This is a genomic window from Geotalea toluenoxydans JCM 15764 (genome assembly GCF_001311985.1).
Classification (GTDB): Bacteria; Desulfobacterota; Desulfuromonadia; order Geobacterales; family Geobacteraceae; genus Geotalea; species Geotalea toluenoxydans.
Genome location: NZ_BBCJ01000042.1, coordinates 1 through 25395, shown reverse-complemented (window position 1 = coordinate 25395; position 25395 = coordinate 1). Strand labels below are relative to the sequence as shown.

General features: G+C 47.8%; 25 protein-coding genes and 14 pseudogenes. All 39 read right to left on the bottom strand.

Features of this window, described 5'->3' with window-relative positions; genetic code table 11:
• Window positions 1–299: 299 nt before the first annotated feature.
• Window positions 300–1496 (bottom strand): annotated as a pseudogene (gene tyrS / locus JCM15764_RS19590) (tyrosine--tRNA ligase); the annotation flags it as partial.
• Between the two features lie 29 nt (window positions 1497–1525).
• Window positions 1526–2314 carry a TIGR00282 family metallophosphoesterase gene (locus tag JCM15764_RS19585; RefSeq protein WP_054698568.1) on the bottom strand — a complete coding sequence of 263 codons (789 nt, stop codon included), beginning with the start codon at window positions 2312–2314 and terminating at the stop codon, window positions 1526–1528.
• A pseudogene (gene rny / locus JCM15764_RS19580) lies at window positions 2308–3866 on the bottom strand (ribonuclease Y); the annotation flags it as partial. The pseudogene rny and the gene JCM15764_RS19585, both read right to left, overlap by 7 nt.
• 29 nt (window positions 3867–3895) lie before the next feature.
• Window positions 3896–4453 carry a 5-formyltetrahydrofolate cyclo-ligase gene (locus tag JCM15764_RS19575; RefSeq protein WP_054698574.1) on the bottom strand — a complete coding sequence of 186 codons (558 nt, stop codon included), beginning with the start codon at window positions 4451–4453 and terminating at the stop codon, window positions 3896–3898.
• Window positions 4454–4763: 310 nt separating this feature from the next.
• The gene (locus JCM15764_RS28955) at window positions 4764–5018 is read right to left on the bottom strand and encodes a cell division protein ZapA (RefSeq protein WP_369412390.1); all 255 of its coding nucleotides are present in this window, start codon (window positions 5016–5018) and stop codon (window positions 4764–4766) included.
• A gap of 20 nt (window positions 5019–5038) precedes the next feature.
• On the bottom strand, window positions 5039–5224 hold the full coding sequence (locus JCM15764_RS19565; RefSeq protein WP_012648663.1) for a cell division protein ZapB: 186 nt from the start codon (window positions 5222–5224) through the stop codon (window positions 5039–5041).
• 67 nt (window positions 5225–5291) lie between these two features.
• Window positions 5292–6319 (bottom strand): annotated as a pseudogene (gene ftsY, locus JCM15764_RS19560) (signal recognition particle-docking protein FtsY).
• The gene (locus tag JCM15764_RS19555) at window positions 6319–6681 is read right to left on the bottom strand and encodes a roadblock/LC7 domain-containing protein (protein ID WP_054698572.1); all 363 of its coding nucleotides are present in this window, start codon (window positions 6679–6681) and stop codon (window positions 6319–6321) included. Before JCM15764_RS19555 ends, ftsY begins: the two are co-directional and overlap by 1 nt.
• 46 nt (window positions 6682–6727) lie before the next feature.
• Window positions 6728–10257 (bottom strand): annotated as a pseudogene (gene smc / locus JCM15764_RS30425) (chromosome segregation protein SMC).
• A 146-nt stretch (window positions 10258–10403) separates the two neighbouring features.
• Window positions 10404–10952, bottom strand: coding sequence for a 50S ribosomal protein L17 (gene rplQ / locus JCM15764_RS19545; RefSeq protein WP_054698564.1), 549 nt, complete (start codon window positions 10950–10952; stop codon window positions 10404–10406).
• Window positions 10953–10986: 34 nt separating this feature from the next.
• A pseudogene (locus tag JCM15764_RS19540) lies at window positions 10987–12020 on the bottom strand (DNA-directed RNA polymerase subunit alpha).
• A 19-nt stretch (window positions 12021–12039) separates the two neighbouring features.
• Window positions 12040–12665, bottom strand: a pseudogene (gene rpsD, locus JCM15764_RS19535) (30S ribosomal protein S4).
• Window positions 12666–12697: 32 nt separating this feature from the next.
• On the bottom strand, window positions 12698–13093 hold the full coding sequence (gene rpsK, locus JCM15764_RS19530; protein WP_012648670.1) for a 30S ribosomal protein S11: 396 nt from the start codon (window positions 13091–13093) through the stop codon (window positions 12698–12700).
• A 21-nt stretch (window positions 13094–13114) separates the two neighbouring features.
• A complete protein-coding gene (gene rpsM / locus JCM15764_RS19525; RefSeq protein ID WP_054698561.1) occupies window positions 13115–13483 on the bottom strand; it encodes a 30S ribosomal protein S13 in 369 nt (122 codons plus the stop codon).
• 31 nt (window positions 13484–13514) lie between these two features.
• Window positions 13515–13628, bottom strand: a complete 114-nt coding sequence (gene rpmJ / locus JCM15764_RS25335) for a 50S ribosomal protein L36 (RefSeq protein WP_083767176.1) — start codon at window positions 13626–13628, stop codon at window positions 13515–13517.
• 25 nt (window positions 13629–13653) lie between these two features.
• Window positions 13654–14399 (bottom strand): annotated as a pseudogene (gene map, locus JCM15764_RS19520) (type I methionyl aminopeptidase).
• 6 nt (window positions 14400–14405) lie between these two features.
• Window positions 14406–15050 carry an adenylate kinase gene (locus JCM15764_RS19515; RefSeq protein WP_054698560.1) on the bottom strand — a complete coding sequence of 215 codons (645 nt, stop codon included), beginning with the start codon at window positions 15048–15050 and terminating at the stop codon, window positions 14406–14408.
• A 17-nt stretch (window positions 15051–15067) separates the two neighbouring features.
• Window positions 15068–16372: pseudogene (gene secY, locus JCM15764_RS19510) on the bottom strand (preprotein translocase subunit SecY).
• Between the two features lie 2 nt (window positions 16373–16374).
• Window positions 16375–16814, bottom strand: a pseudogene (gene rplO, locus JCM15764_RS19505) (50S ribosomal protein L15).
• A gap of 17 nt (window positions 16815–16831) precedes the next feature.
• Window positions 16832–17011 (bottom strand): 50S ribosomal protein L30, encoded by a 180-nt coding sequence (gene rpmD / locus JCM15764_RS19500; protein WP_054698556.1) that lies wholly within the window; start codon window positions 17009–17011, stop codon window positions 16832–16834.
• Window positions 17012–17036: 25 nt separating this feature from the next.
• The gene (rpsE, locus tag JCM15764_RS19495) at window positions 17037–17528 is read right to left on the bottom strand and encodes a 30S ribosomal protein S5 (RefSeq protein WP_054698554.1); all 492 of its coding nucleotides are present in this window, start codon (window positions 17526–17528) and stop codon (window positions 17037–17039) included.
• 21 nt (window positions 17529–17549) lie between these two features.
• The gene (gene rplR, locus JCM15764_RS19490; RefSeq protein WP_054698552.1) at window positions 17550–17918 is read right to left on the bottom strand and encodes a 50S ribosomal protein L18; all 369 of its coding nucleotides are present in this window, start codon (window positions 17916–17918) and stop codon (window positions 17550–17552) included.
• Window positions 17919–17944: 26 nt separating this feature from the next.
• A complete protein-coding gene (gene rplF / locus JCM15764_RS19485) occupies window positions 17945–18484 on the bottom strand; it encodes a 50S ribosomal protein L6 (RefSeq protein WP_054698551.1) in 540 nt (179 codons plus the stop codon).
• Window positions 18485–18502: 18 nt separating this feature from the next.
• Complete coding sequence (gene rpsH, locus JCM15764_RS19480) at window positions 18503–18901, bottom strand: 30S ribosomal protein S8 (RefSeq protein ID WP_054698549.1); 399 nt, start codon at window positions 18899–18901, stop codon at window positions 18503–18505.
• Window positions 18902–18935: 34 nt separating this feature from the next.
• Window positions 18936–19121, bottom strand: coding sequence for a type Z 30S ribosomal protein S14 (locus tag JCM15764_RS25330; RefSeq protein WP_012648681.1), 186 nt, complete (start codon window positions 19119–19121; stop codon window positions 18936–18938).
• 20 nt (window positions 19122–19141) lie between these two features.
• Window positions 19142–19681 carry a 50S ribosomal protein L5 gene (gene rplE / locus JCM15764_RS19475; protein ID WP_012648682.1) on the bottom strand — a complete coding sequence of 180 codons (540 nt, stop codon included), beginning with the start codon at window positions 19679–19681 and terminating at the stop codon, window positions 19142–19144.
• A gap of 13 nt (window positions 19682–19694) precedes the next feature.
• Window positions 19695–20021 (bottom strand): 50S ribosomal protein L24, encoded by a 327-nt coding sequence (rplX, locus tag JCM15764_RS19470; protein WP_012648683.1) that lies wholly within the window; start codon window positions 20019–20021, stop codon window positions 19695–19697.
• A gap of 22 nt (window positions 20022–20043) precedes the next feature.
• Complete coding sequence (rplN, locus tag JCM15764_RS19465; RefSeq protein WP_011938005.1) at window positions 20044–20412, bottom strand: 50S ribosomal protein L14; 369 nt, start codon at window positions 20410–20412, stop codon at window positions 20044–20046.
• A 13-nt stretch (window positions 20413–20425) separates the two neighbouring features.
• Window positions 20426–20683, bottom strand: a complete 258-nt coding sequence (gene rpsQ / locus JCM15764_RS19460; RefSeq protein WP_012648684.1) for a 30S ribosomal protein S17 — start codon at window positions 20681–20683, stop codon at window positions 20426–20428.
• 9 nt (window positions 20684–20692) lie between these two features.
• Window positions 20693–20881 (bottom strand): 50S ribosomal protein L29, encoded by a 189-nt coding sequence (rpmC, locus tag JCM15764_RS19455; protein ID WP_054698547.1) that lies wholly within the window; start codon window positions 20879–20881, stop codon window positions 20693–20695.
• Window positions 20871–21293, bottom strand: a complete 423-nt coding sequence (gene rplP, locus JCM15764_RS19450; protein WP_054698545.1) for a 50S ribosomal protein L16 — start codon at window positions 21291–21293, stop codon at window positions 20871–20873. Before rplP ends, rpmC begins: the two co-directional genes overlap by 11 nt.
• Before the next feature lie 21 nt (window positions 21294–21314).
• Window positions 21315–21946 (bottom strand): annotated as a pseudogene (gene rpsC, locus JCM15764_RS19445) (30S ribosomal protein S3).
• Between the two features lie 23 nt (window positions 21947–21969).
• Window positions 21970–22304 (bottom strand): annotated as a pseudogene (rplV, locus tag JCM15764_RS19440) (50S ribosomal protein L22).
• A 19-nt stretch (window positions 22305–22323) separates the two neighbouring features.
• Window positions 22324–22604: pseudogene (rpsS, locus tag JCM15764_RS19435) on the bottom strand (30S ribosomal protein S19).
• Window positions 22605–22632: 28 nt separating this feature from the next.
• Window positions 22633–23456: pseudogene (gene rplB, locus JCM15764_RS19430) on the bottom strand (50S ribosomal protein L2).
• Window positions 23457–23478: 22 nt separating this feature from the next.
• Window positions 23479–23763: a 50S ribosomal protein L23 gene (locus tag JCM15764_RS19425; protein ID WP_054698537.1), complete on the bottom strand. Its 285-nt coding sequence runs from the start codon at window positions 23761–23763 to the stop codon at window positions 23479–23481.
• Window positions 23760–24383, bottom strand: a complete 624-nt coding sequence (gene rplD, locus JCM15764_RS19420) for a 50S ribosomal protein L4 (RefSeq protein WP_054698535.1) — start codon at window positions 24381–24383, stop codon at window positions 23760–23762. Before rplD ends, JCM15764_RS19425 begins: the two co-directional genes overlap by 4 nt.
• A 21-nt stretch (window positions 24384–24404) precedes the next feature.
• A pseudogene (gene rplC / locus JCM15764_RS19415) lies at window positions 24405–25039 on the bottom strand (50S ribosomal protein L3).
• A 30-nt stretch (window positions 25040–25069) separates the two neighbouring features.
• Window positions 25070–25378 (bottom strand): 30S ribosomal protein S10, encoded by a 309-nt coding sequence (rpsJ, locus tag JCM15764_RS19410; protein WP_054698570.1) that lies wholly within the window; start codon window positions 25376–25378, stop codon window positions 25070–25072.
• Window positions 25379–25395 lie beyond the last annotated feature (17 nt).

The following is a 25395-nucleotide window of genomic DNA, read 5'->3' as shown; positions in this document are numbered from 1 at the left end:
AGATCACTTTTGCCCGGTCAACAGCTATTTGCTTAATTTTATCTAACTGCTTCGTCGGGCCAAGATTTTGCCTGCAGCTTTCCTTCAGATTCCGGGTCACCCCGGACACCTTTGCTGTTCAGCTTAACGGTTCCCACCATCAGGGTCCGTAGAGGACTTGCACCTCCAAGGCACCAATCGGCCACCACTGCCGATTGGATGGCGCTTGCGCCACGCGCTGCCGGGCGCACACAAAAAAGCGCGGCATCAGCCACGCTTGAGTGACAATTCGAATATTGAATAAATTTAAATAAAAGCCACCTTGCAAAACGTCTCTTGCCTACCTGAAGAATCACTTGGCCGGCAGAAGGTATTTCCAAGTTTTCATCATTAATTTTCTCCCCATTAACCTTGACCCCACCACCTTGGATGGACCGACGCCCCTCGCTATTGGATTTAACCAAGCCAGCCTCTGCCAAGAGCCTTGCCAATAATATTTTCCCATCGCCTGCAGCCAATTGAATCTCCGGCATCTCATCGGGCGTCTGGTTATCCCTGAAGCGCTTGACGAAGCTCTCTTCTGCTTCGGTCGAAGCTTCCTGGCCATGGAATCTTGCCACCATTTCGCGTCCGAGCCGTTTTTTGACCTCCATGGGGTGCACCGCACCCGATTTAAGGTCCACCTTCAACTGTTGTAGTGCTGCCATGCTCATATCGCTCAATAACTCATAGTAGCGAAGCATTAATTCATCCGAAACGGACATGACCTTGCCGAAAATTTCATCGGCAGGTTCATTGATGCCGATGTAGTTCCCTAGGGACTTGGACATTTTGTTAACGCCATCAAGCCCCTCAAGGAGAGGCATAGTGATAACAGTTTGCGGAGACTGTCCCCACTCCCGCTGCAGTTCACGCCCCACAAGAAGGTTGAATTTCTGATCGGTGCCTCCCAGCTCAACATCGGCTTTCAAGGCAACGGAGTCATATCCCTGAATAAGAGGATACATGAACTCGTGGATACTGATGGGCTGTTGGTTTGAGAAGCGGTTATTGAAGTCCTCCCGCTCCAGCATCCGGGCGACGGTGTATTTGGAGGCAAGGGCGATCATGTCCGAGGCTGAAAGCTTGGCCAGCCACTCCGAATTAAAGACAACCCGGGTCTTTTCCGGATCGAGGATCTTAAAAACCTGCTCCTTGTAGGTCTCGGCATTTTTCAGCACATCCTCCCGGGAAAGGACCTTGCGCGTTTCCGACTTCCCGGTGGGATCGCCGATCATGCCGGTAAAATCTCCGATGAGGAAATATATCTCGTGGCCCAGTTGCTGGAACTGCCGCAGCTTGTGGAGCAAAACCGTGTGACCCAGATGAAGATCGGGAGCAGTGGGATCAAAACCTGCTTTTATTTTGAGTGGAACACCGGTTTTGGCCGATTTCTCCAGCTTCTCCACAAGTTCTTTTTCCAGCAGGATCTCCACTGCGCCACGCTTGATTATTTCCATCTGCTCTGCAACAGTCATAACGCCTCCAAAACGCGATTCAAGCCCGGTCAGCCACATGAAACGGAAATTCGCTCAATTGATATGGCCTTTCCCGATGTCTCATTAACTTCTATAACCACGGCGTTGAGCCGGATGTTCTTTTTCGCCACTTCGAATTTTGTCGGCAGCTGGGTGAGGAATCTCTCGATAGCCTCTTCCTTGCGCACACCAATTACGGAGTCAAAGGCCCCGCACATGCCGGCGTCGGTCATGTAGGCAGTGCCGCCTGGGAGAATACGCTCGTCCGACGTTTGCACATGGGTATGAGTGCCCACAACTGCACTGACGCGACCGTCCAGATAAAAACCGAGAGCAGCCTTTTCCGATGTGGCCTCGGCATGAAAATCAACAAATATGATGGGAGTTTCTACATTCAGTCGCTCTATCTCCCGGTCTGCGACTCTGAACGGGCAGTCAAGGTTATTCATAAAGACCCGCCCTTCCAGGTTAAGCACCGCTACCTTGACACCGCCGGCGGTTCTGATGATTGCACTACCCTGTCCCGGCGTTCCCTCAGGGTAGTTTGCCGGCCTGACCAGTTTTTCTTCCTTTTTGATGAAAGACAAGGCGTCTTTTTTGTCCCAGATGTGATTACCGCTGGTGAGCATGTGGATACCACAGCCAAAGAGGTCTTTGGCCGTTTCCTCAGTGATGCCGAAGCCTCCGGCAGCATTCTCTCCATTGGCTATGACAAGATCGACAAGATAGCGGTCAACCAGGCGGTGCAGCTCATAAGAAAGAGCCTGGCGCCCCGGCTTCCCGACAACATCTCCCAGAAACAGCAGTTTAACGCATATTCGGTAGCTCTGGTCTCTCTGATGACATTTACCTTAATCTGCCCAGGATAAGTCATTTCAGTCTCGATCTTTTTGGCAATGTCTTTGGCCAGAATAAGGGAGCGTTCGTCGCTGACCTCTTCACTGGCCACCATGACCCTGATCTCGCGTCCTGCCTGAATAGCAAATGAGTTGGTTACGCCGCTGAATGATGAAGCAATCCTCTCCAGATCTCAAGCCGCTTGACATAGGTTTCCATCATCTCGCGACGGGCACCGGGGCGGGCTCCGGATAGGGCGTCGGCAGCCTGAACAAGCACGGCAAGCACAGTTGCCGGCTTTTCATCCTCGTGATGGGCCATGATTGCATGGATTATTTTTGGAGATTCACCGTATTTTTTGGCCAGTTCGGCACCGATAACCGCATGTGAGCCTTCTACCTCATGGTCGACAGCCTTCCCCAAATCGTGTAAAAGCCCGGCTCTCTTGGCCTGCTTCACGTTTATGCCAAGCTCGGAAGCCATGATCCCGCAGAGAAACGCCACTTCCAACGAATGCTGATACACATTTTGGCTGTATGATGTCCTGTATTTGAGACGACCAATCAGTTTGAGTATCTCGGGATGAATTCCATGAACACCCAAGTCGAAGGCAGCTTGTTCGCCGGCTTCTTTCATCGCCTGCTCTATCTCTTCCTCAGCCTTGGCGACAACCTCTTCAATTCTTCCAGGATGAATCCTGCCGTCGGCAATGAGTTTCTCCAGAGAAAGCTTGGCTACCTCCCGGCGTACCGGGTTGAAACCTGAAAGAATCACCGCTTCGGGTGTATCGTCAATAATGAGATCAATTCCGGTTGCTGCTTCCAAAGCCCTTATGTTGCGCCCCTCACGGCCAATGATACGCCCCTTCATTTCATCCGAAGGGAGTGCAACAACCGAAACAGTTCGTTCTGCGACATATTCTCCGGCGTACCGCTGAATGGCAAGGGCCATTATCTCCTTGGATTTTTTGTCTGCAGTTTCTTTCGCTTCTTCCTCAATGGCCTTGATGCGCTTGGCTGCATCGAGCTTGGCTTCGTTTTCCATTGTTTCCATGAGGATCTTCTTTGCTTCTACAGCCGTCATACCGGATATATTTTCAAGCCTTGTCCGCTCTTCACTGATCAGCTGGTTCAACTTCTCTTCTTTTTGCGCAATTCCCTGTTCCTTGGTGACAAGGGTCTGCTCTCTTTTAATAAACTCGGCATCCCTCTGGTCGAGAAGGTTCACCTTCTTGTCCAGATTTTCTTCCTTTTGCTGCAACCTTTTTTCTAGTGCCTGAAGATCCCGGCGCTTTTCCTTCGTCTCCCTTTCAAATTCAGCCTTGGCCTGATAAACAACATCCTTGGCCTGCAAGGTTGCTTCTTTGGTGATGGTTTCAGCCTGACGCTTGGATTCTTCCAGCATCTTTGCAGCCAGTTCCTCAGCTGAGGCAACTATGGCATCGGAAGACTTCTTCCTTAACAGATTACCTATCAAAAAACCCACGGCAGCAGTTATTACTGCTAAAACAATTGTTATCATATCTATTTTCAAACTATGTACCTCCCTTCTATATGTTTAAATCAAGGACGGATAATCCTTGTCTCGCTGAAAATCAGATCCATGGTTACATCATGTGGTTCACCGACAATTTCATCAACCAGTTGGAAATCATAGCAAAGCCCTACGAATCTGCCGCATCCCTCAAGGAGGTGAAGCGTTCGATCATAGAAGCCTTTTCCATAACCGATTCTGCGCCCGTTTATATCAAAAGCAACGCCGGGAATAACAAAGATGTCGATAGTTTCGGGCTGATGAATAATGTTTTTTTCTCCCGGCTCCTTGATACCGAAAGCACCGTTCTCTAAGTCGGAGGCAGCATGAATCTGCCTGAAAGTTAGCTTGTTGCCGTCCACAACAGGATAAATGACCTTCTTCCCGAGAAAAAAAGCGCGGCGCTGTAAAGCGGCAGTATCAACCTCATGATGGATCGGCGCATAAAGTGCCAGGCTTTCAGCCCGCAGAAACTCGGCAGAGTCCATTAAAGATTGCTGAATCCGGAGACTGTGTGCTTCAACTTCCAAAAAGGACAACGCTCTTCTTTTGGCCAACATAAGCCGGCGAAGTGAATGCTTTGGCATGCTGCCTTTCTCGATAATGCGAAGCAGACAGTTTTGGGGCAAGCCCATTAACAGGAGGGAACTCTGGAGGGAGAATGGAGGAGGAATGTCAGGTCAGGCGGGGACTGTCGGGTGAAGTCGCTAGTAATGTGCATCAGCCACAAAAGCAACCTTTAACCTCGTTGGACATATTAACCATATGTATTACAGCCACCTATCAGCGAAACGAGGCAATAGGTGAAAACTAGAAAATCTGCCTCGAAAAACTATTACCGACCCTGCATCCAGAACCACTTATATGAAAAATCTCCCTTGAGAGACCCTGAAAAACTTATTTTGCTGAATCCAGTCGCTGAATCAAACCAGCGATCCTGAAATCTTCGTCTTTTCTGCTATTTTCCAACCTGTCAAGCACTGCCAGGTAATCCTCCGCCACATTCAAAAGGGTCAGGATAACTGCCACCTGGCTATCGACCGTGTTTCCCGAGTTTAAAACCTGCTCCAACCTCTTATTGACGAATGATTCCACCTTACGGACTGTGCCTTCATCAGCAGTGCTTCTAACGCTGATCTCCCGACCCAACACCGTTATTCGGTGTGAAACGTTCAAAGATGATCAACCTCTTGGAGCTTTTCCAGAATTGCATCTATACGTGACTTGATGCCGTTCCTGTCAAATTGCAATTTGGCGTTCTCTGTTCTTAACAGCTCGTTTTCCTGCTTCAGTGTCATGTTAATCTGTAAAAGTCGTTCGACCTTCCGTTCCAGTTCATCGAATAAACTACTATCCATAGATCCACCTTTTCGCCAGGAATATTAAGTAAATACCCGACAAAAGTCAAGGTGATTGTTGAATTAACTAAAAGATAGCATCGACAAATTCCTGCGGTTCAAACTCCCGGAGGTCTTCTACCCCCTCACCAACACCTATATAGCGAACAGGTAATGAGAACTCATGGCTCACCGCCACCACTATCCCCCCCTTGGCGGTTCCGTCAAGCTTAGTGAGAATGAGGCCGGTGACTTGTGCCGCCTCCTTAAAGAGGCTTGCTTGTGAAATGGCGTTCTGGCCTGTTGCTGCATCTAAAACCAGCAGGGTTTCATGGGGTGCCCCCGGAATTTCACGTTCAATTACCCGGCGGATCTTTTTCATCTCTTCCATGAGATTGACCTTGGTATGCAGGCGCCCCGCTGTATCGATCAAAAGAACATCACAGCCTCTGGCTACGGATGCCTTGCATGCGTCAAAAGCGACTGCAGATGGATCAGCCCCCTCCTTGTGGCGCACAACTTCGGCGCCAACCCTTTCACCCCAGATCTCCAGCTGTTCGGCAGCCGCTGCACGGAATGTATCCCCTGCAGCCAGCAAGACTTTTTTTCCGGCAAGCCTGTACTGGGCTGCAGCTTGCCAATCGTCGTCGTTTTGCCCACACCATTGACACCGATAACCAGAATAACAAACGGCTTGGCGGCAGTTATATCAAGACCCGATTCCACTTGCACCAGTCGATTGGTGATTTCCTGCTTAAGCGCTGCTTTCAATGCATTCCCGTCTTTGAGTTCGTTCCTCTTCAGACGCTGTTCAAGGATTCTTATCAACTCAACGGTAGTTTTCACTCCCATATCGGCAGTAATGAGAATTTCTTCCAGTTCTTCCAGGACATCAGCATCAATCTGCTTTTGGCCTAAAAGGAGGCTGTCGATCCTGCCGACAATGCTTTCATGGGTTTTTGTAAGCCCCTGCTTCAGGCGATCAAAGAAACCTGTCTTTTCCTTGGGCTCCGCAATTTCAGCATTCACAGCCTTTTCCTCGGCCCCAGTGGCCGAAGTATCAGCAGTAAATTTATCCAGGAGGCCCTTAAAGAACCCTCTTTTTTCTTCGGTCATCAATAAATCTCCTTTATCAACAACTGAATAGTGCGGGCAAAGCACCTTTCCGCCTGCGCCAGCAGTATATCGTTGTCCATGGTCAACACCAGGGAATAGTCAGAGCCGACGACACCGACAATAAAAAGCTGATTCTCCGTCTTTATCGCCAGATGAGTCAACGCTCCAGCTGTTGGAAATCCGGTAAGAACATCCTTCAACTGGCTGATGATTATCCCCTGATGGGCAGCTGTCACCTTAAGTTCGTATGTGTCGGTAAGGCAATATTGTTCAACCGCTTCCCCTTCCCAATCTGCCAGAATGGCCCCGGTTGAGCCGGGTGAATTTTCCACCAGTTCCTTCAAAATGGCTTTAAAAGGCAATTCCAACTCCTAACCAGCTCCGCATGATGCGCCCGCCAAAATATAATCAGTTGAGTTTTACTGAGACCAGCTTCGAAACGCCCGGCTCTTCCATGGTAACGCCGTATAATGTGTCGACAACTGCCATGGTTGTTTTATTGTGAGTGATTATGATGAACTGTGAAAATGCGCTCATCTCCCTTACCATCTCGTTGAAACGGCCGATATTGGCATCATCCAGCGGCGCATCAACTTCATCAAGAAGACAAAATGGCGTAGGTTTTATCAGGAACAGAGAGAATATCAGAGCTACCGCACTGAGGCTTTCTCACCGCCAGAGAGAAGAGTAACGTTCTGCAGCTTTTTGCCGGGAGGCTGAACGATGATCTCCAAGCCGCTTTCCAGCAGGTCGTCCTCGTTCGTCAGTTTCAATTCCGCCCTGCCACCGCAGAAGAGGCGCGGAAACACCTCCTGGAACTTTTCGTTGACCAGGTGAAATGTTTCAAGGAAGCGCCTGCGGGTGGTCTTGTTGATCCGCTGGATTGCCTTTTGCAACGAACTGAGAGAATCCTCAAGGTCTTCCTTTTGTTCATCAAGGAATAAAAAGCGTTTTTCTAGCTCTTGAAATTCTTCAATGGCTGTCAGGTTCACATCGCCCATCTCGTCGACAACCTTCATCAGCTCATTTTGCCGGGAGCGCTTTTCGGCCTCATTGTATTCAATGTTACCGTACTTTGGGAGCATATCTGCTATTCCGGTTCGAAACTTATCAAGTACCTGCGTTTCAAGCTGGCTTAGTTGCATGGAAAGCTGTGTTGCACTAAGGGTGTGATTTGAAATTGCTTCCTTTGAGGTTACTACCAGTTCCCGCAGTTTTTTCTGCTTAGCCTCATCTCCCCTATGAGCGCTCATCTCAAACTCGTACTCTTCCTTCAGTTTGCTATAGGAAAGTTCAAAGGAGGCCTGCTTTTCCAAGAGGGCCTTCAGTGACTCTTCACTCTGCTGGATCGAGAGAACCAGTTTCTCCCGATCCAGAATAGATTTTTCAACCTCTGCAGCATAGTCTCCTGCTTGCTTCTTCAGTGCTGTCATCAACGATTCAACTCGCAGGAGGTCTTGATTGATTGCGTCTGTTTTCTCCTTGAGGGAAGCAACCTTAACCTTTCTGGCCGTAACAGCTTCGCGGGCGTCGGCAATGATTTCTTTTCGTGCCTCCCACGACTGTTGCAGGCTTGCTAATTCCAGCTCCAGCACTGATTTTCGCTCATCACCATGTAAAACAGCCTTTTTTAGATCGGAAATCTCCCTTTCAAGCAGAATTTTCTCTTCGTCAAGCTGTTCATTTTCAATGGTACCCACCGAAGCCCTCTCTTCTAATCTTCCAACCTCTTCACGAGCCCGCGTCAAATCTTTCTCTGCATTCAGCAATTCAATCTCAGCCTGATGCAGTTTCTGCCTTATATCCTGTAACCCCTCTCCTGCAGTCAAGACTTCCTCTTTCAGCTGAGTTCTCCGCTCTTCCAGCTCGGAAATTTGCTTCGTAAGAAGCTCCGCTTCCAGAGAAAGCTCTTTAATTTCACGTTTTTTGTGAATAAGCCCTTGGTAGCTGCCTCCGGTGAGCCGCCATTAACGATAGAGCCAGAGTGGACCATATCACCTTGAGAGGTGACAAACATCAGGTGCGGTGACTGCTTGCCGAGGATCAGCGCCTTCTCGAGGCTGTCGACAAGATATGTATGGTCCAGTAAGGGTTCTATGTACTCCCTGAATGGATCGACTATGCTGACATTATCCAAAAGACAGACAGCCTCAGGAATCAGCAGTGGCTTCTGCCGTTTACACGGCTGCTGCAGGACAAAACTGCACCTTCCTCCAGACTCCTGACGCAGATGGGCAACAGCACTTAAAGCATCACTTTCCTGGTCACATACCAGCCATTGGAGCCTCTCGCCGAGGGCTACCTCTACCGCAGCCTCAAAGGCTTCACCGGTTTCGACCATATCGGCGACCATACCACTGAACTTGCTTTTAAAGTCCTCATTGGAGAGGAGGGTGCGGATCCCCTGCCCATAACCGGCAAACTGTGCCTCCAACTCCTGCAATGATTTCAGGCGGGAAGATTTTGCTGTAAATTGATTGCGTTTGTCGTGAAGGACCGTTTCCGTTGAAGAAAGGAGTGACTTCAAATCCCCTTCGCGCAGGACAAGAGCATTCATCTCCTCAACATCTTGCTGCGTCACCTCTTTGATTTTTTTGCAGGAGTTCTCAAGTTTCAGGGCGGCCTGAAATGCCTCCTCCCTTTGCTCCTGCAGTTTGATGATCTCTCTCTGATTCCGCTCGTATTTTTCCACCAGTAATTCGAAGCGCTTCACGTCTGCAGCAAGCTTGTTGTTTAACTGGGCATTGTTGGATAGCACCTGGAACAATCCGTTCCTTGCTTCTTCAATCTTTGCCGAAGCGCCCTGTTCCGTCCTGGAAGATTCATCCAGAAGACGCTCATCTTCCACCAGCTGACTCGACTCATGCTGCAGCTCTGCGATCAGTGAGATCTTCTGCTCATTCAATGCAGCAAGCTCAGTTTGAGCTTCTGTGTGGCGAAGAGCACAAGTATCCTGCTCTTGTCGGGATCGCTCAAAGAGTCGGTCGAGGTTTAACAGTTCCTTTTTGTGAAACTCACGGCGGCTATCTCCTGCCATAAGCTCACCTTTCATCCGATATATCTCTTCCTGCGCCTTTTGAATACGCTCTTCACGCTCTACAAGCAGCAGACGTTTCTGTTCAAAAGCCAGTTCGCCTTTTTCCTGATCGATAATCTGAACGGAAAGTTCTTTCTTCAGTAGATCAAGTTGCCGATCAAGGTCTTCTTTTTCCTTCATCAGCACAGCATATTTCTTTACGGAAAAGAGAAGCTCTATCTCTTTCAGTTCCTCCCTGCACTCCCTGAATTTTTCGGCTTTCCTGGCCTGCCGCTGCAGTCCACCCAGTTGCCGCCTTATTTCCGTAATTATATCGGTGATCCTGAGCAGGTTATTTCGGGTGAGCTCGATTTTCTTCAGCGCCACCTGCTTGCGGGCCTTGAACTTGGTAACTCCCGCCGCCTCTTCGATAAGGACACGACGTTCCTCCGGTTTTGAGTGGAGGATCATTCCTATCTTGCCCTGCTCTATGATGGAATAGGCTCTTGCGCCAACACCAGTATCCATGAAAAGCTCGGCAATATCGAGGAGTCGGCACTGGGATTTGTTAAGCAGATATTCACTTTCCCCGTCGCGGTAGAGCCGCCTGGTAACCTGGATTTCGCTGTAGGTCAGGTATTTGGCAGGAACGCGGCCATCTTCAGTGGAAAAAACCAGTGAAACCTCAGCCATGCCCAAAGGTTTCCGGCTTTCGCTGCCGCCGAAAATGATATCCTCCATCTGCTTGCCACGGAGGTTCTTGGCTGATTGTTCCCCCATGACCCAGCGGATTGCATCAACCACATTCGATTTGCCGCAGCCATTAGGACCGACAAATGCCGGTAATGCACTGCTGGAAATCTAGGGAAACCTTGTCGTGAAAGGATTTAAAGCCTATTATGTCGACCCGTTTTATTTTCATAAGCGATAGATAGTAACAGAGTGACTCTTTTGTTGTAAAGTTTTAGATGGGGCTGCATCGACGTATGGAGCCGGCTTTCACCCCTTTAAAGATAAAAAAAAAGGCACAGTTTCCTGTGCCCTTTGCAAAAAAGTCGAGTTTTGGTTCTAATCAGCTTTGGCTTCGCAATCCTCTGCCGGATCCTTGCCGCCCTGTTGTACTTCTGCCTCTTCAGCAGGTGCGGCATCATTTGCAGTGGCTACTGGAGCCGTCTCTGCGGCTGCAGAGGCAGCTTTTGCAGCTACCTTGGTAGCAGGTTTCTTGGCGGCGGTCTTCTTTTTAGCCTTGGGCGCCTGTATTGTCTCTTCCACGAGTTCAATAACTGAAAGAGGTGCGTTATCCCCAGGACGAATACCGAGCTTGATGATGCGGGTGTAGCCACCGGCACGCTCAGCATACCGTGGTGCTATAGTAGTAAAGAGCTTGGTAACGACCTTCTTGTCACGAATAAAAGAGGCTGCCTGCCGCATCGCATTGAGGTCGCCCTTTTTGCCAAGAGTGATCATTTTCTCTGCAATGGAGCGAAGTCCCTTTGCCTTAGCATCAGTAGTCGTTATTCTTTCGTGATTCAGGAAGGAAGTAACCATGTTTCTGTACATGGCTATCCTGTGACTTGTGGTTCTTCCTAATCTTTTGCCTGCATTATTATGACGCATGACTGCTTGTTCCTTTCTCGTTTAAGCCTTGCGGTTATTCTTCTTCTTTCTGCTCGCCCCTGAGACGTCGCATAATTTCAGGGTCGGGAAAGTTGTCCAGTTTCATCCCCAGCGTCAGCCCCATATCAACAAGAATATCTTTTATCTCGTTGAGAGACTTTCTGCCGAAGTTCTGCGTTTTAAGCATTTCAGCTTCGCTGCGGGAGACGAGCTCACCAATGAGCTTTATGCCTGCGTTCTTAAGACAATTTGCCGAACGAACTGACAGTTCAAGCTCATCTACGGAACGGTAAAGATTCTCATTCAGCCTTTCACGCTCCTCCATGGGCTCAGCCTCTTCTACAGGCTCTACCTCCTCATCAAAATTGATGAATATGGTCAGCTGATCCTTGAGAATTTTCGAAGCATAGGCGACTGCATCCTGAGGCTTGACGCTGCCGTCAGTCCAGACTTCAATGGTAAGCTTGTCATAATCGGTGATCTGACCGACACGGGCGTTGGTAACAGTAAAGTTCACCTTGGTTAAAGGTGAAAAAATCGAATCGATGGGTATGGTTCCAACAGGTGCCTTTTCATCGCGATTCCGGTCGGCGGGCACATAACCCTTGCCGAGCTTTACAACCATCTCCATTTCCAGGTTTGCATCCTTGGAGCATGTGGCAATGTGATGGTTCGGATTGAGTACTTCTATATTGGGATCCGTGATGATATCGCCAGCCCGGACAATTCCTTCGCCTTTCTGAGCGATTCTGACGACCCTAGGCTCGTGGCCGTGCATTTTAAAGCGCACACCTTTCAGGTTCAGAATAATATCCGTAGCATCTTCCGTAACACCTGGGATCGCTGAGAACTCGTGCAATACACCTTTAGCCTTTACAGACGTGATGGCTGCACCTTGAAGTGAAGAAAGAAGAACCCTGCGCAGAGAGTTGCCGAGTGTGGTGCCGAAACTCGCTCAAAAGGCTCGGCGTAAAATTTACCATATGTATTTGTAAGCGATTCAGTCTCAACCTGGAGCTTCTTAGGCTTGATCAGGTCGCGCCAGTTTTGTACATGTAATTCCTCTATACCGGGGTCTTTGAAGCTTTTACTTGGAGTAGAGCTCTACTATAAGCTGCTCTTGGATCGGCATGGTGATGTCTTCCCTGACAGGAAGGGTCTTTACCGAGCCCTTGAAAGCTCCCTTATCAAGCTCAAGCCATTGCGGGATTCCCCGCCGAACAACAGCTTCAAGAGACTCATTTATAGAAGCTACTTTGCGGCTTTTTCCCCTGAGCTCGACAGTATCTCCGGTCTTAACCTGGATAGAAGGAATGGTGACCTTTTTCCCGTTCAGGGTGAAATGGCCATGTCTTACCAGCTGACGAGCTTCAATCTAGAGGAAGCGAACCCGAGCCGATAAACTATGTTATCGAGGCGCCTCTCGAGGAGGAAAAGCAGGTTTTCACCTGTTACACCTTTCAACCTGTCGGCTCTCTCAAAATAACCACGGAACTGATTTTCCAGTATCCCATATATACGTCTAACCTTCTGTTTCTCACGAAGCTGCACACCGTAATCAGAAGTTTTTGATCTTCCTTGCCCATGCTGACCCGGGGGATAATTTCTTCTCTTGATGGCACATTTATCCGTATAGCAGCGCTCACCTTTGAGGAACAGTTCTGTATTTTCCCTTCTGCACAATCTGCATGAGGGGCCTGTATATCTAGCCAATGAAGACCTCCTTCACTCTTTCCTGAAAATTATTAAACTCTTCTGCGTTTTGGGGGACGGCAACCATTGTGGGGAATTGGTGTTACGTCGCGAATAAAACTAATTGAGAAGCCTGCTGCTTGAAGAGCACGCAGTGCGGATTCACGACCGGAGCCAGGTCCTTTCACATAAACTTCAACGCTGCGCATTCCATGTTCCTGAGCCTTTTTTGCACAATCTTCTGCAGCTATCTGTGCAGCAAAAGGTGTGCTCTTACGGGAACCTTTGAAACCTTTGCATCCGGAAGTAGACCAGGCAACAACATTACCGACCGGATCGGTAATGGTGATCATGGTATTGTTAAAAGTGGCTTGGATGTGAGCCACACCATTGGGAATATTTTTCTTTTCTTTCTTCTTTTTTACGATTTTCTTAGCCGGGCTAGCCATTATTCCTCCAAGAACTTGACACTATTTCTTCTTACCTGCGACAGTACGTGCAGGTCCTTTTCTCGTACGTGCGTTGGTCTTGGTCCTCTGACCGTGAACGGGCAGGCCTTTTCTGTGCCTGAGCCCCCGGTAACAACCCAGATCCATCAATCGCTTTATATTCATAGAAATATCACGGCGAAGGTCGCCTTCTACCTTGACGTTCTTGTCTATGTTTTCCCTGATCTTGGCGACTTCTGACTCGGTCAGATTGTCGCTGCGAGTATTGGCATCAACGCCGGCCGCAGCCAATATCTTCTGCGATGTCGAACGACCAATTCCGTAGATATAGGTCAAAGCTATCTCAATCCTTTTATTCCTTGGTAAATCTATTCCAGCGATACGTGCCAATGCCCGTCCCTCCTATTCGTAACTAGTTGACCTAACCCTGTCTCTGTGAATGCTTGGGAATATCGCATATTACCCGCACAATGCCTTTACGTTTCACAATTTTACATTTTTCACAGATTTTTTTTACTGAAGCTCTTACCTTCATAATAATTTCCTCTCATCTATTTGCATTAAAGCGTAGTCAGTATCTCGGGGCCATTTTGTGTAATGGCAACAGTATGTTCAAAATGGGCCGATAGGCCACCATCAACGGTTACCGCCGTCCACCCGTCTTCAAGAACCTTGACATCAGGCTTCAATTCATTAATCATCGGTTCAATAGCCAAGACCATCCCCGGTTTTAGCTTGACACCGCGTCCAGGAGGTCCGTAGTTAGGTATTTGTGGGCTCTCATGAAGATTTCTACCAATTCCATGGCCAACAAAGTCCCTTACCACGGAGAAACCTTGTGCCTCCACACAAGCTTGCACTGCATGGGATATATCTGAAAGCCTGTTACCAGCTACAGCCTGCTTGATGGCTACATAAAGTGATTCTTCCGTCACCTTGAGAAGTTTTGTCGCAGTCTCACTAACCGTGCCGACAGGAATTGTCAATGCGGCATCTCCGTAAAAACCATCAATTACAAGACCGAAGTCGATACTGATTATGTCGCCACTGATTAGTTCCCGCTGGTTGGCATGCCATGAACGACCTGATTATTGACGGAGCAGCATAAGGAATAGGGATAACCGCCATACCCTTTGAACGCTGTCTTGGCCCCCAGCTTGGCAGCCTCGCGTTCTGCCATGGCATTCAGCTCCAAAGAGGAGATTCCCGGCTGAATCGACTTTTTCAAAAGCTTCAGTATCTCAGCAACAGCTCGACACGAGATCCGCATTCTGTCTATCTCTTGTGAAGATTTAAGAATGATCACCCTTTTTCAGCCCTGCAGTATCGATACGATCTTTTGCTGTATCTCTTCTATGGAACCAATGCCCTGAACTGACCTGAGCAAGGATTTATTTTTGTAGTATTCCACCAGAGGCGAAGTCTGCTGCTCATAGACCTCAAGCCTCTTCCGCATAGTGTCTTCACGGTCGTCATCCCGTTGATACAATTCACCGGCACACTCGTCGCAAATACCGGGGCTCTTAGGAGGATCGAAGGACACATGGAAACCTTTCCCACAGTTACGGCAAGTTCTCCTGCCGGTAACCCTCTCAAGAAGCTCTTCATTGTCAACCACTATGGATATGACATGATCAATCGAGCGCCCGAGACCAGACAACACCTTTGCCAACGCATCGGCTTGAGCCACCGTCCTAGGAAAACCATCCAGGATAAAACCGTTAGAGCAGTCGGCAAGATTCAGCCGCTCTTGGATAATACCAACAACCACCTCGTCAGGAACGAGTGCACCAGCATCCATGAAGGATTTGGCCTTACCGCCCATAGGGGTCATATCTTTAACGGCTGCACGAAGTATATCTCCAGTTGATATCTGAGGAATCCGATACTTCTTTATCAGCAGTTTAGCCTGAGTGCCTTTACCGGCACCAGGCGGTCCCAAAAGAATCAGGTTCATGGTAATTTCCTTACAGACTAGCGCCTACCCTTAATCTTTACACCCTTCATAAACCCTTCATAACTGCGGGTTATGAGGTGAGACTCAATCTGCGCTACAGTGTCCATACCAACACCAACGGCAATAAGCAACGCGGTACCGCCAAAGTAAAAGGGCAGATTGAACTTCCCTATAAGTATCGAAGGCAGAACACAGACGGCAGAAATATAGATGGCACCGGCAAATGTCAACTTGGTCAACACCCTGTCAAGAAACTCCGAAGTCTCCTTGCCGGGCCTTATGCCAGGTATATACCCCCCTGCTTTTTGACATTTTCAGCCACGTCAACAGGGTTAAAAGTTACAGCCGTATAGAAGTAACAAAAAAAGACTATAAAAGCAACATAAAAAAAGGTTGTACACCCAGTTTCCGGGCGTCAAGCTTTTCGAAGCCTTCTGCACCCATGGTATGTTGATAAAATTACCAACAGTCGCCGGAAACATTATGATAGACGAGGCAAAGATCGGGGGGATAACTCCCGCCATATTGACCTTGAGCGGAAGGTGTGAAGTTTGCGTCCCGTAAGTCTTTAGCCCGACAACACGCTTTGCATAATGAATCGGCAGCCTACGCTGTCCTCGCTCGACGAAGACGACAGCGGCAATCACCAGGAACATCAGCGCAAGCACAAATATAATTGCAAAGAGTGGAATCTCACCGGTCTTAAGAAGTCTAAAACTGTTAAGAATAGCTGTCGGAATTCGGGCGACAATGCCTGCGAAAATTATCAGGGAAATCCCGTTGCCAATGCCCTTTTCTGACATCTGCTCGCCGAGCCACATGATAAAAGCTGTTCCGGCCGTCAATGTGATAACAGTCATGATCCGAAATCCCCAGCCGGGGCTTGGCACGACCAGCTCTCCAGCCGGGCCTCTCATGCTTTCAAGACCGATGCTTATACAGTGCTTGTACTACGCTCAGCACTATAGTGCCGTAACGGGTATATTGTATGATTTTTTTCCGGCCGGCTTCCCCCTCTTTAGATAACTTTTCGATAGCTGGCACAACCACAGTCAGCAACTGAAAATGATGGAGGAAGAAATATATGGCATGATACCGAGTGCAAAAACGGTGAGCTTTTCTAATGCGCCACCAGAGAACATATCAAAGAGTCCCAGGAGGGTCCCCTGCGCTTGCTTGAAGAAGTGCGCCAGCGCTTGGCTGTCAATGCCGGGAGTTGGGATGTGACACCCTACCCTATACACTGCGAGCATTGCCAAGGAGAAGAGAACTCTTTTTTTCAGTTCAGGAATTTTAAATATGTTCTGGAAGGCCTCTAACAAGGTTATATCTCCTCGACAGTTCCACCGACAGAGGTAATTTTATCCCGTGCTGCTGCACTGAACTTATGGGCTTTAATAGTGAGCGATTTAGTCAACTCACCAGTAGCAAGAATTTTGATACCATCACATACGTCTTTTACCAAGCCAGACTTCTGCATTGCCTCTATATCGACACAGCTCCCCTGCTCGAAAGCATCCAACTGGGAGAGGTTAACCACCGAGTAAATTTTCTTCGACAGCGGCTTGAAGCCACGCTTCGGCAACCTGCGATGCATGGGCATCTGGCCACCTTCAAATCCAGCCTTGATGCTGCCACCACTGCGTGCCTTCTGCCTTTGTGACCCTTCGTTGCTGTTTTGCCATGGCCTGAGCCGGTTCCCCGGCCTATTCTTTTTCTATTTTTTGAAGCACCTGCTGCTGGTTTTATGCTATTTAATTCCATATGACACCTCAAGAGGATTACTCATCAACTTTAAGCAAGTGGCTCACCTTATTGATCATGCCTCTTACTTCTGGCGTGTCTTTTAAAGTGACCGTCTTTTGCCGTTTGGTCAACCCAAGACCATTCAGGACAGCCTTAATGCTGGTCGGTTTTCCTATATGACTTCTGACAAGGGTAATTTTGACTTCTGCAGACATATCTCGTACTCCTTAAGCGTTTTGGCTACTGCTCGGCAAGGCCTCTTCTCATGATGAGCTCTTCAGGTGTCTTGAGTCTCATCAGACCGGCGAAGGCAGCTTTCACAACATTATGTGGATTATTAGAGCCGAGACATTTGGCAAGAATGTTGTGAACTCCAGCCGATTCAAAAACGGCCCTCGCTGCACCACCTGCAATTACGCCAGTACCGGCTGATGCAGGCATCATAAGTACTTTCCCGGCTCCGAAGCGACCTTCAATCTCAAATGGGATTGTCTGCCCCTCAACAATAGGCACCTTGATGAGATTTTTTTTGGCCTGCTCCACCCCTTTGCGGATAGCTTCCGGCACTTCGTTTGCTTTACCAAGTCCATAGCCCACATATCCGTTCCCATCCCCGACAACAACCAGTGCCGAGAAACTGAAACGCCTGCCCCCTTTGACAACTTTGGCGACACGGCTGATATGAACAACTCTGTCCGTTAAATTGATCTCGTTTGGGTTGATCTTAAGCAATTAATCCTCCTTGAACTGTCCTTAGAAGGACAAGCCGTTTTCACGAGCAGCTTCTGCAAGCGCCTTGATTCTACCATGGTAAAGAAAGCCGTTTCGGTCAAAGACAACCTTGGATATTTCTTTAGCCAATGCTTTTTTAGCAAGAGCAGCTCCAACTTTCTGGGCGGCCTCTTTGTTACCGGTATAATCAAGACCTGTGTTGACTTCATCCAGTAGAGTCGAAGCCGAAGCAACCGTTGAACCGTCCACATCGTTGATCAGTTGTGCATAAATATGCTTAGCTGATTTAAAAACGTTAAGCCTTGGACGCTCAGCGGTTCCTTTGATTTTTTTTCTGACTCGCACTTGCCTTTTCAGGCGGGAAATTTTTTTCTGAGATAGAGAACTCAATGCCCCTCTCCTTCTTTTACCGTTGGCTATTTTTTACCGGTTTTGCCGGCTTTTCTCAAGATAGTCTCGTCAGCGTATTTGACACCCTTACCCTTGTAAGGCTCAGGTCCACGGAAGTCTCTGATTTTTGCCGCGGTCTGGCCGACAAGTTCCTTATCCATACCCTTAACGAGAATTTTGGTCATTTTGTCTACTTCCACATTTATCCCCTTGGGAAGCGGAAAATTGATCGGATGGGAGTAGCCGAGACTCAAGTTGAGCACATCACCTTTAAGTTCTGCTCTATAACCTACACCATTGATTTCCAGAGCAGTCTCAAAGCCTTTTGTCACACCGGTCACCATGTTATTGATGAGAGTCCGGGTTAGACCGTGGGCTGAACGCGATTTTATACCGTCATCATCTCTGGAGACAGAAATAGAGTTTTCAGTCATGTTAATGGAGACGCCGGACATAATGGTTCGGGAAAGAGTGCCTTTGGGACCAACAACCTGCAGGTTGGAGTCTGTATAGGATATTTTTACTCCCTTGGGAATCTCAATGGGAAGTTTTCCAATTCTAGACATGCTTTTGCTCCTTTATTGCTACCAGACTGTGCAGATAAGTTCGCCACCGATACCAAACTCGCGAGCAGCCTTATCGGATATAATACCCTTGGATGTTGAAAGTACGGCTACGCCAAGACCGCTTTTGACCTTCGGTATCCCGTCGCTGTCTACGTACACTCTGCCACCAGGCTTGCTAATCCGTTTGATCTCGTTGATGACATGATCTTTTTCATCAATATATTTGAGATAGACACGCAGTACACCTTGCTTGTTATCTGCTATAACCTTATAGTTCTTGATGAATCCTTCATTTCTCAGAAGGTTGGCCAGGCTGACCTTCAGATTTGATGAAGGAATATCAACTTTTTGATGCTTTGCCATACCAGCATTCCTGATTCTTGTTAGCATATCGGCAATCGGATCAGTCATCGACATTGAATCTACTCCTCTTTCCCTTTAACTTTAAATACTACCAGCTTGATTTGATGACCCCGGGGATTTGACCAGAAGAGGCAAGTTTTCTTAAGCAAATCCTGCACATGTCAAATTTTCTATAGTAAGCTCTAGGACGCCCACACAAAGGGCAACGGTTATACTCACGTACCTTGAATTTGCTTCCACGTTGCGCTTTTATAATCATCGATGTTTTTGCCACTGGTTCCTCCGAACTGGTCTTTAATTCCTGAAAGGCATGCCCATTAGCTTCAACAGGGCTTTTCCCTCTTCGTCATTCTTTGCAGATGTAACTATTGTTATATTAAGACCTTTGATTTTGTCGATCTTGTCATAATCTATTTCCGGGAAAATGAGCTGCTCCTTCACTCCCAGAGAGTAATTGCCTTTACCGTCAAATCCCTTGCCGGAAATACCTTTGAAGTCTCTGACACGAGGCAGTGAGACGTTGATCAGACGGTCAAGGAATTCATACATTTTTTCTCTGCGCAAAGTCACAGCGCAACCAATGGGCATTCCCTGGCGGAGCTTGAATCCCGCGATGGATTTTTTCGCCTTGGTGATAACCGGTTTTTGTCCGGCGATCAAGGCCATCTCAGATACAGCAGAATCAAGAATTTTAACGTTCTGAATTGCTTCGCCCAGTCCCATATTGATGACGATTTTCTCCAATTTGGGAACCTGCATGATGTTCCGGTAGTTAAAATCCTTCATCAGCTGTGGAACCAGCTCTTTATTATAAAGCTCATTTAGCCGTGCCATTCAATCCTCCAAACTATTTGTCAAATGCCTCGCCGCATTTTACGCAAACCCTGACTTTTTTGCCATCTTCAAGGGTATTGGTGCGTGTTCGCACGGCTTTATCGCATTTGCTGCAATATATCATAACGTTAGAAACGTGAATCACTGCTTCCTTTTCCACGATGGAACCAGACTCACTTCCACGGGGCTTTGTATGACGTTTCGTTATGTTAACCCCTTCAACAAGGATTCCATCTTTTTTGGGGAGGATCTGCAAAACTTTACCCGTCTTTGCCTTGTCCTTACCAGCAATAACGACAACCGTGTCATTCTTCTTTACATGCAGTTTTTTGCCCAGCATTGATTTATCTCCAAGATAAAAATTAAAGGACTTCCGGTGCCAGAGAAATAATTTTCATGAATTTCTTTGCTCGCAACTCTCTGGCAACGGGGCCGAATATACGAGTACCAACCGGTTCCTTCTGGTTGTTGATTACAACTCCGGAATTACCATCAAAACGGATATAGGAGCCGTCAGGCCGACCGATTTCTTTAGCGGTCCGTACCACAACAGCCTTTACCACGTCCCCTTTTTTGACTTTAGAATTGGGAATAGCTTCTTTAACGGAAGCTACTATGATATCACCTATACCTGCGTATTTACGTTTGGAACCGCCCAGTACTTTTATGCAAAACAGCTTTTTTGCACCGGAGTTATCGGCAACATCCAAAATAGTCTGCATCTGTATCATTAGTTACTCCTACCTAAGCGTTTCGCTCGATGATCTGTCTGACTTTCCAGCGTTTATCCTTGCTCATGGGGCGAGTTTCGACAATTAGAACCCTGTCGCCGGTCTTGCAGCTGTTGTCGACATCATGGGCCTTGTATTTAGCGGATCTCTTAATATATTTGTTGTAGACGCTGTGTTTGATAAGGCGATCAACCTTAACTACGACTGTTTTGTCCATTTTGTCGCTGACTACAACACCAATCTGGGTTTTTCTATTGCCACGTTCACTCATATAGCCTCTCTAGCCCCTTTTCGCGCGGAGTACGGTTTTTACCCGTGCAATGTCTTTCTTTATGCGAGCTGGTTTTGACGTGTCTTCCAGGCGACCGGTATGAAGCTGGAACTTCAGGTTGAAGAGCTCTTTGGTTAATTCGGCTTCCGTCGATCGGAGTTCGTCAACGGTAGATTTGTTCAGATCACTAGCCTTCATTGGCGTCCTTCCTTGATGTAAATTTAGTGGGTATAGGAAGTTTGTGTGCAGCGAGCCTGAAAGCTTCGCGGGCCACTTCTTCGGTAACACCCTCCATTTCGTAAAGGATCCGGCCCGGTTTGATCACGCAGACCCAAGAGTCAGGCGATCCTTTGCCCTTACCCATACGAGTTTCAGCCGGCTTTGAAGTCAGCGGCTTGTCAGGGAAGATACGGATCCAGATTTTACCGCCCCTCTTGATATAACGGTTCATGGCAATACGGGCAGCTTCGATCTGTCTGGAGTCCAGCCAGCCGCATTCCGTCGCCTGCAAACCATAATCCCCGAAAGCCAATGAGACGCCTCTCTGAGGGGTGCCGGACATCCGCCCCTTCATTTGCTTTCTATGCTTAACTTTCTTTGGCATTAACATCGCAAAAAACTCCTGTTTCTATTATTTGCCGGAGAGCACTTCACCCTTGAATATGAGAACCTTGACACCGATAATCCCATATGTGGTTTTCGCCTCAGCAAAACCGTAATCAATATCTGCTCTCAAAGTATGAAGGGGTACCCGCCTTCACGATACCATTCGGTACGGGACATTTCTGCGCCACCGAGGCGTCCTGAGCAGGTAATTCTTATACCTTTTGCACCAAACTTAAGAGAAGAAGTGACGCTTTTCTTCATGGCCCGCCGGAAAGCAACACGCCGCTCAAGCTGCAGTGCAATGTTTTCCGAGACCAACTGTGCGTCAAGTTCCGGTTTCCGCACTTCCTGAATATTCAGATAAACTTCCTTGTCGGTAAGTTTGGCCAGTTCCTTTTTCAGGGTCTCGACCTCTGATCCCTTCTTGCCGATAATGAGACCTGGACGAGCAGTGTATATGTTAATCTTGGCTTTTCCTGCCGCACGCTCTATTTCAATCTTGGAAACACCAGAATGATACAGACGTTTTTTAAGAAAAGATTTCAGCTTCAAGTCTTCATGAAGAAGCTTGGCAAAATCCTTTTCCGCGTACCATTTCGAGTCCCAGGTTTTGATAACGCCAAGTCTGAAACCAATAGGATTTACTTTCTGACCCAAAACTTCACCTCCAAGCTGTAAGCTTATTTCTTCTCCGCCAGTACAACACAAATGTGACTGGTCGGTTTTCTTATTTTGCTTGCTCTACCCATGGCCCGCGGCACAAATCTCTTCAGAGCAGTACCACCGTCAACATATATGGTTTTTACATAAAGACGGTCCACATCAGCTACCCCTTTTTGCTCGGCATTAGCAACAGCCGAAGAGAGAAGCTTCGAAACGAGCTTTGCCGATGGCTGCGGCGAGAAGCGTAATGTATTGAGAGCGTTCTGTATCCTTTTCCCCTGACCATGTCTACTACCAGGCGGGTTTTACGGGGAGATAAACGTGCAAATGATAATTTGGCGGTTGATTCCATTCATAACTCCTTTGAAAACTTACTTCTTTTTCAGCTTGCTTTTTTGTCGGCGGCATGCCCGAAAAAGGTCCTGGTGGGAGCAAATTCGCCCATTTTATGGCCCACCATGTTTTCGGTAACAAAGACCGGTATGAATTTTCTACCATTGTGCACGGCAAACGTCAGGCCGATAAAATCAGGAGTTATCGTAGAACGTCTAGACCATGTTTTAATTACTTTTTTGGACGATGCTCCCTCTGCCTGAACTTTAGCTTCTAGGTGAGCGTCTACAAAAGGTCCTTTTTTTATCGATCTTGCCATCTGAAAATACCTCTGTTCGGTTTAGATATTATTTTGTCCGTCGCTTAACGATGAATCTGGTGGAAGTCTTATTGGTTCTCGTCTTGTATCCTTTGGTCGGGATACCCCATGGAGTTACGGGGTGACGGCCCCCAGAAGTTCTACCTTCACCACCACCGTGGGGATGATCGACGGGGTTCATGGCAACGCCCCTGACTTTAGGACGCTTGCCAAGCCAGCGGGAGCGACCTGCCTTGCCGATGGAAACATTTTCGTGGTCCAGGTTTCCCACTTGCCCGATAGTTGCCATACAATCCATGAGGACCATACGCACCTCACCGGAAGGAAGTTTAACCTGGGCATATTTTTCTTCCTTTGCCATAAGCTGGGCAAAGTGCCGGCGCTACGAGCAAGCTGCGCTCCTTTGCCGATTTTCAACTCGATATTGTGAATAATGGTACCCAAAGGAATCGAGCGTATTGGCAGAGCATTTCCAGGTTTGATATCAGCGCTGGTGCTCGCTACAACAGTATCCCCTACTTTAAGGTCAAGCGGAGCGATAATGTATCTTTTTTCGCCGTCAACATAATTCAACAGAGCAATCCTGGCGCTACGATAGGGATCGTATTCCACCGAAGCTACTTTGGCCGGAATATCCCGCTTATCGCGACGAAAGTCGATGATCCGATACTTTTGCTTATGACCACCGCCAATATGGCGCGAAGTTATCCTGCCAAAATTGTTACGACCACCTGTTTTTTTCAGCTTTACTACAAGGGATCTCTCGGGCTGGCTGGTGGTAATTTCCTCAAATGTTGAACAGGTCTGATGCCTGCGGCCTGCTGACGTTGGTTTGTAACTTTTGATAGCCATTATCTAAACTCCGCAAAAAGGTTTATGCTTCAAAGAAATCGACATTGTTACCCTCTTTAAGGGTGACGTAGGCCTTTTTCCAATTTGAACGTTTGCCTATATTTTTTCCGACTCTCTTGATTTTGCCTGCCACATTGACAGTCTTGACAGATTCAACTTCAACATTGAAAAGAGTCTTGACGGCATTTTTTATTTCGATTTTATTGGCATCATTGTCAACAATGAAGGAGACGACATTGTGGTCATCTTTTTCAATGGTAGTTTTCTCAGTGATCAGCGGCTTTTTTATAACACTGTAGATGTTCATGACTGTAATGCTCCTTCTACTTTGCGCACCGAATTTTCTGTGAAAATTACTCGCTGATATTTCATAAGGTCAAAGATATTGAGTCCTTCAGTCTTCAGTACCTTGACGTTCTTAATGTTACGTGCGGAAAGCTCCAGGTTACGATTTTCAGCATCAGTAACAACAAGCGCCTTATCAAGGGAAAAACCTTTCAAAACGCCGGCGAAATTTTTGGTGGAAACCGTATCAAGGTTTATTGCATCAAGAACGGTAAGCTTGTCATTTTTGAACAGCAGGGACAGTGCGGACCTAAGGGCAGCCCTTCTCGCTTTCTTGTTCATGGACAGATTGTAAGTTTTCGGTTGGGGGCCAAAGGCAACACCGCCGCCCGGATACTGGGGAGCCCTTTTACAACCCTGACGAGCCTGGCCGGTTCCTTTCTGCTTAAAAGGCTTTTTTCCGCTGCCGGAGACAGCAGCCCGGTTCTTGACTGCTACCGTGCCCGCACGACGATTCGCCAGCTGAATTTTAACAGCTTCGTGAATAAGGTATTCCCTTACTTCATCGTTAAAAACCGCGTCACTGAGCTCAATCTCACCGACTTTTTTGTGACTTGTATTATAAACATCAAGTTTTGCCATAACCTATCTCCAGACCAGCAATTATTTCTTTGCCTTAACACTATCCTTTATAAACACCAGACCATTGGTGGAACCGGGGATTGCCCCACTCACCAAAATCAGATTGTCTGCAGCGTCAACCCTGACAACCTTGAGTCTCTGCACAGTAACTCTTTCGTTTCCAAGCTGACCCGGCATCTTTTTATTCTTGAATACGCGCGAAGGAGTGGCTGAACAGCCGATGGAACCAGGAGCCTGTGAAAACGGGAGCCATGGCTGGAACGACCGCCCTTAAAACCCCATCGTTTGATGACGCCTTGAAAGCCTTTACCGATGCTGGTTCCAGTGACATCAATAACATCTCCGGCAGCAAACAGATCTGCGTTAAGGACATCTCCCACATTATAGGAGTCCACATTATCTACACGAAGTTCGCGGAAAAAGGAGAACGCGCCGCTACCAGCTGCCTTGCAGTGACCAACCGTAGCACTGTTTGCCTTGGCAGCTTCTTTTGCGCCAAAGCCAACCTGGACAGCATTGTAGCCATCCTTTTCCTTTGTTTTCTTCTGGATAACAACACAAGGGCCTGCCTCGACGACAGTTACAGGAATGCGCCGGCCGTCATCAGCAAATATTTGTGTCATACCTATCTTCTTACCAATCAATCCCTTATTCATGGTTGATTATCCCCATCCTTATATTCTCAATTAAAGCTTTATCTCGACATCCACACCCGCAGAGAGATCGAGTTTCATCAGAGCGTCGACTGTCTGCTGTGTAGGCTCAAGGATATCGATCAGCCTCTTATGGGTTCTGATCTCGAATTGCTCACGTGATTTCTTGTCAACGTGAGGCCCGCGCAAAACGCAGTATTTGTTGATAACAGTCGGAAGAGGTATGGGACCGGCAACCCTGGCACCAGTCCTCTTGGCTGTATCCACAATCTCTCCGACAGATACGTCGAGCAGCTTGTGATCATAGGCTTTCAAACGAATTCTTATCTTCTGACTTGGCATTGTACCCTCAACTTTTT